This window comes from Nonomuraea sp. NPDC050643, assembly GCF_040654715.1.
Lineage (GTDB): Bacteria > Actinomycetota > Actinomycetes > Streptosporangiales > Streptosporangiaceae > Nonomuraea.
In genome coordinates this window covers 1-10,992 of the sequence record NZ_JBFAIM010000025.1, presented here as the reverse complement: position 1 = coordinate 10,992, position 10,992 = coordinate 1, and the positions used below count along the sequence as shown (strand labels likewise).

General features: G+C 71.2%; 11 protein-coding genes and 1 riboswitch. Of the genes, 4 read left to right on the top strand and 7 right to left on the bottom strand.

Annotation, left to right across the window (positions count from 1 at the left end):
* Position 1 precedes the first annotated feature (1 nt).
* The 5 genes from AB0I15_RS30735 to AB0I15_RS30715 form a co-directional block, all read right to left on the bottom strand.
* Positions 2 to 1,396, bottom strand: a complete 1,395-nt coding sequence (locus AB0I15_RS30735) for a M48 family metallopeptidase (RefSeq protein WP_358102679.1) — start codon at positions 1,394 to 1,396, stop codon at positions 2 to 4.
* A gap of 11 nt (positions 1,397 to 1,407) precedes the next feature.
* On the bottom strand, positions 1,408 to 2,205 hold the full coding sequence (locus tag AB0I15_RS30730) for a hypothetical protein (RefSeq protein ID WP_358102678.1): 798 nt from the start codon (positions 2,203 to 2,205) through the stop codon (positions 1,408 to 1,410).
* Positions 2,206 to 2,268: 63 nt separating this feature from the next.
* Positions 2,269 to 2,790, bottom strand: a complete 522-nt coding sequence (locus AB0I15_RS30725; RefSeq protein WP_358102677.1) for a C40 family peptidase — start codon at positions 2,788 to 2,790, stop codon at positions 2,269 to 2,271.
* A gap of 73 nt (positions 2,791 to 2,863) precedes the next feature.
* Positions 2,864 to 3,026: riboswitch (cyclic di-AMP (ydaO/yuaA leader) on the bottom strand.
* A 453-nt stretch (positions 3,027 to 3,479) separates the two neighbouring features.
* Positions 3,480 to 4,454: an NlpC/P60 family protein gene (locus AB0I15_RS30720; protein ID WP_358102676.1), complete on the bottom strand. Its 975-nt coding sequence runs from the start codon at positions 4,452 to 4,454 to the stop codon at positions 3,480 to 3,482.
* Positions 4,455 to 4,537: 83 nt separating this feature from the next.
* The gene (locus AB0I15_RS30715) at positions 4,538 to 5,860 is read right to left on the bottom strand and encodes an NYN domain-containing protein (protein ID WP_358102675.1); all 1,323 of its coding nucleotides are present in this window, start codon (positions 5,858 to 5,860) and stop codon (positions 4,538 to 4,540) included.
* 144 nt (positions 5,861 to 6,004) lie between these two features.
* On the opposite strand from AB0I15_RS30715, the gene AB0I15_RS30710 reads away from it, so the two are divergent.
* The gene (locus AB0I15_RS30710) at positions 6,005 to 7,081 is read left to right on the top strand and encodes a phosphotransferase family protein (protein WP_358102674.1); all 1,077 of its coding nucleotides are present in this window, start codon (positions 6,005 to 6,007) and stop codon (positions 7,079 to 7,081) included.
* Here AB0I15_RS30710 and AB0I15_RS30705 read toward each other — a convergent pair.
* Together AB0I15_RS30705 and AB0I15_RS30700 are read right to left on the bottom strand one after the other, a co-directional pair.
* Entirely contained in the window at positions 7,063 to 7,734 is a 672-nt protein-coding gene (locus AB0I15_RS30705; RefSeq protein WP_358102673.1) for a response regulator transcription factor, read from the bottom strand. The two genes, AB0I15_RS30710 and AB0I15_RS30705, sit on opposite strands and share 19 nt — an antisense overlap.
* Positions 7,731 to 8,981, bottom strand: a complete 1,251-nt coding sequence (locus AB0I15_RS30700) for a histidine kinase (protein ID WP_358102672.1) — start codon at positions 8,979 to 8,981, stop codon at positions 7,731 to 7,733. The genes AB0I15_RS30705 and AB0I15_RS30700 overlap by 4 nt, the downstream gene beginning before the upstream one ends.
* 110 nt (positions 8,982 to 9,091) lie before the next feature.
* Between AB0I15_RS30700 and AB0I15_RS30695 the strand changes: the two genes are divergently transcribed.
* The 3 genes from AB0I15_RS30695 to AB0I15_RS30685 form a co-directional block, all read left to right on the top strand.
* Positions 9,092 to 9,322 carry a hypothetical protein gene (locus AB0I15_RS30695; RefSeq protein WP_358102670.1) on the top strand — a complete coding sequence of 77 codons (231 nt, stop codon included), beginning with the start codon at positions 9,092 to 9,094 and terminating at the stop codon, positions 9,320 to 9,322.
* The gene (locus tag AB0I15_RS30690) at positions 9,319 to 9,810 is read left to right on the top strand and encodes a PH domain-containing protein (protein ID WP_358102669.1); all 492 of its coding nucleotides are present in this window, start codon (positions 9,319 to 9,321) and stop codon (positions 9,808 to 9,810) included. Before AB0I15_RS30695 ends, AB0I15_RS30690 begins: the two co-directional genes overlap by 4 nt.
* The coding region (locus tag AB0I15_RS30685; protein ID WP_358102667.1) for a PH domain-containing protein at positions 9,807 to 10,992 on the top strand (1,186 nt) is incomplete at its 3' end. The genes AB0I15_RS30690 and AB0I15_RS30685, both read left to right, overlap by 4 nt.

The following is a 10,992-nucleotide window of genomic DNA, read 5'->3' as shown; positions in this document are numbered from 1 at the left end:
GTCACGGCAGAGGGGCGCCGTTCAGCCGCGCCCAGGCGCGGGCCATGGCGATGCGCTCGGGACCGGAGGGATGGGAGGCATAGAGCACATATTCCACCGCATCCGGCGACAAGTCGGAAATATTGGTCACTGCCAGGCGTTTCTGCATCGCGATGAACGTGGCCGGATCCTGGGTCAGGTCGAGCGCGTGCACGTCGGCCCTGGCCTCGATGTGCCGGCTGATCACGTTCTGGATCGGGCCCATGATCAGCGAGCCGATCGTCATCAGGCCCATGATCGCGCCGACCGCCCGGGGGTCGGCCACCGAGCCGACGCCTGTGCGCCGCCGTACCAGGCCGAACACCAGGAACAGCAGGATGGCGCCCAGCGCCGCGCCCAGGCCGCCGACCAGCGTGCCGTAGAGGACGTCGTCGTACTTGGCGTGGCCCAGCTCGTGCGCCACGACCAGCTCGACCTCGGCCTGCGGGGCCTTGAGCAGTGTGTCGTAGACGACGATGCGGCGCGTGGCGCCGAAGCCGGACACGTACGCGTTCAGCGCCGTCGTCCGGCGTGAGGCGTCGGCGACCAGCACGTCCTCGACCGGCACGCCGTCACGCTCGGCCATCTCCAGCAGGTTCGTGCGCAGCGAGCCCTGCTGCATCGAGGTGAAGTCGTTGAACAGCGGCTCGATCACCACCGGGTACACGAACGACGCCACCAGCGTCAGCGCGAACGCGCCCACCGCGGCGGGGATCCACCAGCGCCGGAACCTGCGGGCCAGCGCCACGAGGGCGAGCAGCATGACGGCGAGCAGGAACACCTCCACGCCCAGGTTCTTCAGCCGGTCGCCGGCCCAGCCCGCCCAGTCCTGGATGGACAGGCCGTAGTCGCGCAGGATCATCTCGAACCACATGCCGAGCGGCCACCTGATCACCTCGACGATCGCGGTGATCGCGAGCACGCCGAGGATCACCCGGAGCCACCACGGGCCCTTCAGGCGGCCCAGCAGCCGCGCGCCGAAGGGCGTGGCCACGAGCACGCCGGCGAAGACCAGCGTGAGCGAGAGCGAGAGATAGCTCGGCAGCGTCGTGGCCGCGTCGAAGGCCTGCGCCCTGGCGACCTCGGCGGCGCTGAAGTCGCGCGCCGGGTCGGGCGGGCCGCCGACGAGCACCTCCCACGGCGTGCTGAACATCGCCACGGCCATGATCACGAGGCCGAGCAGCACCAGCGCGATGGCGGCCTCCCGCCTCAGACGGCCGCTCCCCTGGGCCTCCGTTTCCGTGTCCACCTCCCCGCTGTTCCCCTCTGCCGCTCCTGTGGCCGCTCCTGTGGCCTTCGTGGCGGTGCCCCCGGCGTGGTCGGTGCCCGCCGTCTCACCGGCCGGTGACGCGTCGTCCGCGTCCAGTCGTTCGCTCATCTGCCTCCCCTTCATCCGAGCTGATCCCGCACGTATGCGCGCCACCGTGCCGTCAGCGTGGCGACGGAGAGTCCCAGCGAGGCGAGTGCCTGATCGACGCCGGCCGCCTGGGCATCACGGTAGAGCCCCACCAGGGTCCCCTCACCGAACCGGTCAGCGAGGAAGCGACACGCCAGCCAGGCCTCTTGGTACGCCCGCGCCAGCCGTGCGGGGTCACGCCCGTCGGCCGCGAAAGCCGCAGGTCCGGGCAAAGCGCTCGGAAGCCGCCCGGCCCGCACTTCGGCCGCGAGCTCGGCGGCGGCCGTCGTCACGGGCAGTCCGGCGTCCCGGTAGCCGACGTAGTCGGCGAATCCCTCGTAGAGCCAGACCGGCAGCCGGTCCGTGCCGGCCGCGACGTGGGTCAGCTCGTGGGTGAGGACGACGTCCTTGCCGACGGGGTTGAGCCGGGCGAAGAACTCCGGCACGACGATCACCCGCCCGCCGTCGGCCACCGCGGCCAGCCCGTCGACCCGCCCCACCCGGGCGAGCGCGGCGGCCTCTGCGGTGGAGGCGGGCACGATCACCAGGGGGCGCACCGGCTCACCGAGCACGGCCGAGACCCGGAGCCCGGCCCTGTCGGCCCGCAGGGCCAGCTCGTCCAGCGTACGGGCCGCGGTGTGGTGCCCGACGACGACCGACCGTACGCCACGGCGTACGGTCTCACCATCGCGCCACAGGCTCGGCGGCCCGGGGAGCGGGGAACTGGCCGGGGCGAGGGCGAGGAGCAGGAGAGCGGCTATCGCGGCTCGCCGGCCCACCTGCTCTGACACGAGCCCAGATGCTAGTCGAGGAATGAAAAGAGCCCCGCCCGGAGGGTTCCGGGCGGGGCTTCCTCACACGCCGGGACGAACCGCGCCAACGAACGACGTTCGACGCCATCCGCCCAGCTTGTCGATGCGCACCCGTTCGCCTGTCCGAGGCGAATGGATCATCTTGCCCTTGCCGACGTACATGCCCACGTGGCCGAGCCCGCTGAAGAACATCAGGTCTCCTGGCTTGAGATTGCGCCACGAGATCTTGTTCCTGGTGCGGGCGAACTGGCTGCTCGCCACACGCGGGAGCTTCACCCCGGCCTTCTTCCAGGCGAACTGGACGAGACCGGAGCAGTCGAACGAACCGGGGCCGGTGCCTCCGTACCGATACGGGTCACCGATCTGGTTCTTGGCCACGGCGACGGCCTTTCGGGCCTTCGCTTGCTGCCGAGCGACCTTGGCTGCTCTCCTCTGAGCCGCCGTGGCCGACCTCGCCGTCTTGGCGGTACTCGCCGCCTTGACCGACGTGGAGGCCGAGTCGCTCGTCGTCGCCGCCCGAGCCGTGGGGGCATGGAGGATCAGACCTCCGGCCGTCACGGTCATCGTCAGTGCTACGCCACTCAGGGCAAGGCGGGACAGACGGGGGTTATGCAGGGAGGTAGACAGGATTTCTCCTTGTGTCTTCCACGAACGCCTACCGGGTTAGCTGACGGATTCGGGCCTGGAAGTCGCCCTACGGCGCGATGTGCGCGCCGATTCACCCCTGATCCCTGGGGAATTGGGATCGCTGGGTCCCCGGTTCCGTGCTCCTGGCTGCACGGATTCGGCAGGCCGCCGCCTGATGACGCAATGGGGATATGGGCGGCGACCAGCGGATCTTTATCTGTCTCACATCGGGAGGGACCGATGCGGGTTCGCGGCGACATGGCTTGTTCACCGCGACGACGCCAGAAGCTACGCCGAAAGGTCAAGGATCGGCAAAGGGTGAGTCAGTTTGTAAAGATCAGATAGAGAGGTCGGTCAAATTCGAAACCCCTGCTGGAACACCAGGTTCCGTTATCGAAATGTGACCCTGCTCACACTTCTGCTCGCACCCGCTTGTCAGGTAACAAATGTCGCGTTCATCACATTCGCCGCATCAAAAACGTGATCCGCATCACTGGGAGCGCTCCCTATTCCCCTGCGCTTTTCTACGATGGGAAATCGTAGAAAAAGGTATCCGTGCGCGGGAACCGAAAACCGGCCACGGCGGCGGCCGAAAAGCCGCCGGCGCAGCCGGTCACCCGCGAGGGCTACGGGCGGATGGCCCCCACCAGATTGCGGCCGTAGGCCGAGAGGTTGACCACCTTGACGACGTCGCCCGTCTGCGGCGCGTGAACGATCTGGCCGTTGCCCGCGTAGATACTGACGTGCCCCAGGCCTTCGCTGAAGATGAGATCTCCAGGCTGCAGCGCCTCGAGCGAGACCTTGCGGGCGGCGCCCCACGACCACTGCTGCCAGGTCGTACGCGGCAGCGACACCCCCGCGGCCCGCCAGGCGGCCTGGGTGAGGCCCGAGCAGTCGAAGCCGCGCGGCCCCGTGCCACCGAAGATGTACGGCTTGCCCACCTGCGCGTACGCGAACCGCAGCACCGCCGCCGCACTGCCCGACGCCGGACCCGTGTACTTGATGCCGACGCTGTTCGGGTTGCCGGGGTTGAAGGCGCCCAGCTTGTCCAGGAGCTTCCTCTGCTGGGCGATCAGCTTGCGGACCTCCGCGCGCTCCTTCTCCACCGCGTCGCGTTCCCGGTCGGCCTCGGTCAGGGCCTTCTCCGCCTTGTCCCGCTCGAGCTTCAGCCCGCGGTTCTCGCGGTCGAAGGCCGCCAGCTTCTGGCTGCGCTCCTGCGAGAGCTGCCCGGCCAGGGCCATGCCCGCGAGAAAGCTCCCGGGGTTGTCCGAGCCCATCAGCCCCGGCATGGAGGTGACGTCACCGCCCACCTTGTAGGTGTCGACGGCCATCCCGACCAACTGGGAGCGCAGGGTCGCGACGGTCTGCAGCTTGCGCTTGTAGCCGTCGTTCAGCTTCGTGTAGGCGCTCTTGGCCGTCTTGAAGCGCTCGGTCGCCGTGTTGTACCGGTCGACGACCTTGTCGGCCTTGTCGTTGAGCTTGTCGAGCTTGGCCTTGGCCTGCCGCACCGTGGGTTGGGGATCAGCGACGGCGGCTCCCATAGGGGACAGCACCAGACCGAACGCGATTCCCGCGACCATCGGCACCCGGCCATACCTCACTGCGTCGCCTCCCAGGGATAACATCTGGGGCGAAATAGTACAGAAGTGGCGGGTGAGGGGCACCTAATCAACCAATTCGTAATTTATGCCCGACCTAGTCTGCGCAGCAGCAAACCAGACGGAACGGGTCTGGCTCCCATCCGCCTGACGGACTCGGCCACCTCGCGGTCCGACGACACCACGGCCATGGCCCGGCCGGGCGGCTCGGCGCGGACGAGCTGGCGGATGAGATCGTCGGCGATCTCCCCGGGCGCGCTGAAGAGGACCCGCACCCCGCGCGGCGCCACGACCTGCACGGGAGCGTTCAGCTCGGCGCCGTCGAACACCACGGTCACCTCGATCCTGGTCTGCGCGACCAGCCCGCCGAGCCCGGTCATCAGCCGGTTGCGCTGGTCGGCCAGGGTCATCGTGCCGTAGCCGGTCTTGGTGACGTTGTAGCCGTCGATGATCAGGTGCACCTGCGGCAGCGCCAGGAGCTGGTCGAGCAGTTGCGGGTCGTCGTCGGCCAGGGCGCGGGCGGGCACCTGGCGCACGCCGGGGCGCTCGCCGGTGATCGCGGCGACCGAGTCGGCCGGGCGGCTGATCGTGGTGGGCAGGGCCAGCTCGCGGCGCAGCCCGGCCGAGGCGTCCTGCAGCGCGTCGAGCAGCACACGGATGCGGGCGTCCTCGATGCTCCTGCCCTCGCGGGCGGCCCGGCGCGAGGCCTCGAGCTGCTTTTCGACGTCGGCCAGCCGCTCGCGCAGCCGCCGCAGCTCCGACTCGCCGGCGCTGCCCGCGACCGAGGCGGCCGACTTGGCCTCCTCCGCCGCCTGCTCCATCTCCTCGGACCGCCGGACCGCCGCCTTGGCGCGCTCGCGGGCGTCGTGCAGCTTGCGGCGCAGATCGGAGTTCTCCACCCGGGCCGCCTTGATCTGCTCGCGCAGCCGGTCGGACTCCTCCTTGGCGGCGCTCTTCTGGCCGGCGAGCTGCTCGCGCAGCCGCGCGACCGCCTCCTCGCGCTCGGAGCCCTCGGCGACCTGGGCCGACTGCTCCAGATCCGCACGGGCGGCCTCGATCATCTCCGCCCAGCCCGGCGGCCGGGTGAGGTAGGCTGCGGCGGCCACCAGCACGGGATCGGCGGCGGGCGGCACGTTGCCCTCGGCCAGCGAGGCGACCAGCTCCGGCCAGCCGGCGGCCACCGACTCGGCGACCAGCTCACGGAACTTCTTGTCGTTCTCGAGCTGCGCGGCGATGGGGGCGCCGCCCAGCTTGGCGCGCTTGCGCGGGTCGAACTTGGCGATCCCCCGCAGGGGCGCCGGTATGGAGACAGCGGGCATCGTCCCGAGGACCTGTGACGCCAGGTCGACGACGTTGAGCCGCACCTGCTCGGGAAGCGGGCGAGACAGGCCTTCACCCGCTGAACTCATCCCACTCGTCCCTTCGTGACATGCCCTTTCAGACAAGGGTACGGCTGCCGCGTACCTGTCCGTAACGGCCACCCTGATATGGACAAGCGCTTGCTAGGGGGTATACGACTGTCCCAGGACGGCCGTTCACCCGGGAGGTCCACCGTGACCGAGCAGATGCGCACCTCCACACGTGACCTGGAAGAACTACGCGAGTGTGCCACGGCCTGGCTCCGCGGCAGGGTCGGCGAGGACGCGGCGGTGTCCGAGATGTCCAGACCGTCGGAGAACGGCATGTCAAGTGAGACCCTGTTCTTCACCGCGACCTGGGGTGAGGGGGAAAAGCGCTGCGTAGCCAGGCTGGCACCGGCAGTGGAAGCCGTTCCGGTATTTCCCTCGTACGACCTGCGCGCCCAGTTCGAGATCATGCGGCTGGCCAGGGAAAAAGCTGGAATCCCAGCGCCGCGGGCCCTCTGGTTCGAACCGGACCCGAAACCGCTCGGCACGCCGTTCTTCGTCATGGAGCGGGCCGAGGGCGAGGTGCCGGCGGACGTGATGCCGTACACGTTCGGGGGCTGGCTGCACGACGCGGCCCCCGAGGACCAGCGGCGGCTGCAGGACGCGAGCGTGGGGGTCGTGGCCGCGCTGCACCAGACCGCGTTCACGGCGCGGGAGCTGGCCCCGTTCGGCGCGCCCGGGCTGCGCGCGCACGTCGAGGCCCAGCGGGCGTACTACACGTGGGCGCACGGCGAGCGCCCCATCCCGTTGCTGGAGCGGGCGTTCGCCTGGCTGGAGGGGCACTGGCCGGACGATCCCGGGCCCGACGTGCTGACCTGGGGCGACGCCAGGATCGGCAACATGATGTTCCAGGACTTCGCCCCGGTCGCGGTGCTCGACTGGGAGATGGCCGCCGTAGGGCCGCGCGAGCTGGACCTGTCCTGGATGATCTTCCTGCATCGCTTCTTCCAGGACATCACCACAGGCGCAGGTCTTCCCGGGATGCCCGGCTTCATGCGCAGCGAGGACGTCTGCCGGAAATATCGGGAGCTGACCGGGTACGAGCCCCGCGACATGGCCTTCTACGAGATGTACGCCGCCCTGCGGCACGGCATCATCATGGCCAGGGTCTGGCAGCGCCGGATCCACTTCGGCGAGCAGCCCAGGCCGGACGACCCCGACGACCTCGTGCTGCACCGGGCCACGGTCGAGAAGCTGCTCTCCGGCTACGAGCCGCCGTCGTAGACCAGCAAGGCCACCTGGACCCGGTTGTTGAGGTCGAGCTTGGTGAGGATCCGCGACACGTGGGCTTTGACCGTCGGCACGCTCATGTAGAGGTCGCGCCCGATCTCGGCGTTCGACTTGCCCTGCCCGACGGCCAGCGCGACCTCCCGCTCCCGCTCGCTGAGCCGGCCGAGCAGCTTCCTGGCCCGCTCGCCGCGGTCTCCCGCCGCGCCGTCGGACACGTGCGTGATGAGCTGCCGCGTCACGGCGGGCGACAGGATCGGCTCCCCCGCGGCCACCTTCCTGATCGCCTGCACGAGATCGCCGGGCGCGATGTCCTTCAGCAGGAACCCGGCCGCCCCGGCGCGCAGCGCCCGCATCACCTGCGCGTCGGCGTGGAACGTGGTCAGCACCACCACCTCCGGCGGCGCGGACGTGCGGCGCAGCGCCTCGGTGGCGGTGAGCCCGTCGATCCCCGGCATGCGGATGTCCATCAGCACCACGTCGGGCCGGTGCGCGGCCACCAGGGGCGGCACCTCGGAGCCGTCGCCGGCCTCGGCCACGATCTCGATGTCGGCCACGCCGCCGAGGATCATCGACAGCCCGGCGCGGACCATCGCGTCGTCGTCCACGATCAGCACCCTGACGGGCCCGCCCTCACCAGGCACGGTCATTCGTCGTCCTCCCGAGTCGTCTCCACCGGCCACGGCAGCCAGGCCCGCACCACGAACTCCCCCTCCGGCGTCGCGCCGTGCTCGAGCCGCCCGCCCGCCAGCTCGGCGCGCTCGGTCAGCCCGATGAGCCCCGCGCCGGCGCCGGGCAGGCGCATGCCGTGGCGGTTCCAGCCGGCCGCCCACAGGGGGTTGCGCACCTCCACCGACAGCGTGCCACCGCGTGTGCCCGACACGGCGACGCTCACCGGAGCCCCGCCGGCGTGCTTGCGCGCGTTGGTGAGCGCCTCCTGGACGATGCGGTAGAGGTTGCGGCCGAGCCCCTCCGGCGCGTCGCCGGGGCCCAGGTCGAGCCGCACGTCCATGCCCGCCTGCCGGCACTCCTCGACCAGCGTGGGCAGGTCGGCGAGCGTGGGCTGGGGCCGGTCGGGCACGGGGTCGTCCCCGTCGTTCCCGCCGGGCGCGGAATGGCGCAGCACGCCGATCACCTCACGCAGGTCCTGCAGCGCGAGGTGGGCGTTGGTCCTGATGGCCCCGGCCGCCCTGGCGATCTCGGCGGCGGGCGCGTCGGGCCGGAACTCCAGCGCGCCCGCGTGCAGGCTGAGCATCGAGATGCGGTGCGCCAGCACGTCGTGCATCTCCCTGGCGATGCGTTCGCGTTCGAGCCGCTTGGCCTCCTCCGCGGCGCCGTCGGCGCGCTCCCTGAGCGACCACACGAGCTGCCGCCTGGCCCTGATCACGATCCCCCACGCGAACACGGTCAGCACGATCGCGACGCTGAGCGCCGCCGTCCATCCCCTGTCCAGGTCGGTCTGGGGCCGCAGGATCACGAACGGGACCAGCGTGACCAGGTTGAGCAGCACCACCGGCCCCGAGATCCGGAACGGCCGGTGCACCGCCACCGTGAACAGCCCGACCACCGCCGCGCCGCCGGGCATCTCCAGGTAGGACGAGAGCAGCGTGGTCACCACCGCCAGCCCGACCGGCCACCTGCGCCGCAGCCACACCGCCGCGCAGCACAGCGCGCCCACCACCTGCTCGAGCGCCATCAGCGGCTCGGGCACCGGCCGCATCTCCACCAGCGTCATGAGCGTCACGCCACAGGCGACCAGGAACAGGCCGATGTCGACGACCCAGTCGCGCATCGAGCGCCGCACGCGCCCGCCCTCGCGGGGATCTCCGAGCAGCACGGACGGCAGCGCCCACCGGTATTCGTGGGCGTGCGCGCCGTCCCCCCGCAGTTGCGTCACATTCATCGAGGTTAGGCCCTCCCAAGGGCAGGGCGACAGCGACCAAAGTCGGTGCCGCCCGAGACCTAGGACCGACGCGGGCACCACGGCGGCGCGGCCAGGCTGGACCCATGCTGCGAATGACATTCACGGTGCTCGGCTGGCTGCTGCTCGTCCAGGGCGTGGGCGGTCTGGTGAACACCCTGCTCGGCTGGTGGCGCTGGGCGCACGACCTGCTCGTGGTCAACCTGCTGCCGATCTTCCGGGGATACGAGGTGTTCGCCTCCATCGTGATCGGCGTCCTGGGCTTCGCGCTGCTCGCCGTGGCCGACTCGGCGAAGAACGCGGAGGGCGCGGCATGAGCACGACCGGATTGCGCCCGCCGCGCAACCAGGCCGATCCCCGGGCTATCCCGTGGTGGACGGTGCAGGGGCTGATCTTCATGGTGCCGGTGGCGGGGGCGGCCGTGGCGGCGTACTGGCTGTTCACGGACCGGCCGCTCTGGCTGGGGGCCGTGGTGGCGGTGTTCGCCGTGGGGTGCCTGGCGCTGGCGGTGGGGACGCCTCGGGCGTACTACCGGGTGGAGCGGTGGGAGGTCACCGACCAGGCCGTCTACACGCGCAAGGGGTGGCTGACGCACACCTGGCGGGTGGCGCCGATGTCGCGGATCCAGAGGGTCGACACCGCGCGGGGGCCGGTGCAGCGACTCTTCGGGCTGGCCGACGTCACGGTGACCACCGCCTCGTCGGCCGGGGCCGTCAAGATCGAGGCCCTGGACCACGAGGTGGCGGCCGAACTGGCCGAGCGCCTGACCGCGCTCACCCAGGCCACTCCGGTGGACGCGACATGAGCGCCCCGGACGACCGCCCCCTGACCGCACGATCCGCCCAGGACGCCGCACGGCGTGAGACGGACAGAGCGCAGGGCTGGGCGGAGGACGGGTGGCGGGGGCTCGCGGGGCGGAGCCTGTGGGCCTCCGGGGTCAAGTCACTGGCGATCGTGGCGGGCGCGGTGGCCGGGGTGACGCGCTTCCTCACCGGCCGCGACTGGCCGGCCGGCGGCGTGGTGGCGGTCTGCGCCGCCGTGGCCGTGCTGATCGTGGCCGCCGTGCTGGCCTACGACATGGCCAGGCTCCGCGCCACCCGCTGGCGGCTCACTCCCGACCGCCTCGAGCTGATGTCCGGCATCACCGTACGCCAGCACCGCTCGATCCCGCGCGACCGCGTACGCAGCGTGAACCTGCGGGCCGACCCGGTGCGCCGGGCGTTCGGCCTGACCGTGGTCAAGGTGGGCACCGGCGAGCACGCGGGCGACGGGACCGAGCTCGTGCTCGACCCGATGCTCAAGGACGAGGCCGAGAGCCTGCGCCGTACGCTGCTGCGCGAGGACGAGCGGGCCGCCCCGGCCGAGGACGGCCCGCTCGCGGAGCTGCGCTGGTCGTGGATCAGGTACGCGCCCCTGTCGGTGTGGACCTTCACCGGAGCCGCGGTGGTGCTCGGCGCGCTCTACAAGGCGCTGGACACCATCGGGGCCAAGCGGTTCACCACCCGGCTGGCGACGAGCGCGTGGGAGTGGGTGACGGCGCAGCCGATGCTCGCGATCCCGCTGCTGCTCGCGGCGAACCTGGCGTTCGGGGTGCTCGGCTCGGTCCTGCTGTTCGCCGAGTCGTGGGGCCGCTACCGGCTCGAACGCGAGCCCGGCCGGCTCCGGGTGCGCCGCGGCCTGCTGACGACCCGCTCCCTGACGATGGAGGAGCGCAGGCTGCGCGGGGTGGAGATCAGCGAGCCGCTGCTGCTGAGGCTGGGCGGCGGAGCCCGCGTCAAGACCATCGCGACGGGCCTGGGCAAGGCCTCCGACAACGAGACCGAGGACGTCGCCGCGCTCACCCCGCCGATCCCGCGCGCGCTGGCCACCCGGCTGGCCGCCGGGATCGCCGGAGCCGGCGTGCCCGCGCTGGCCGCCCATCCCCGGGCGGCCCGGCGCCGGCGGATCGTGCGGGCACTGGCGACGGCGGGCGAAGAGTCGGCAATCG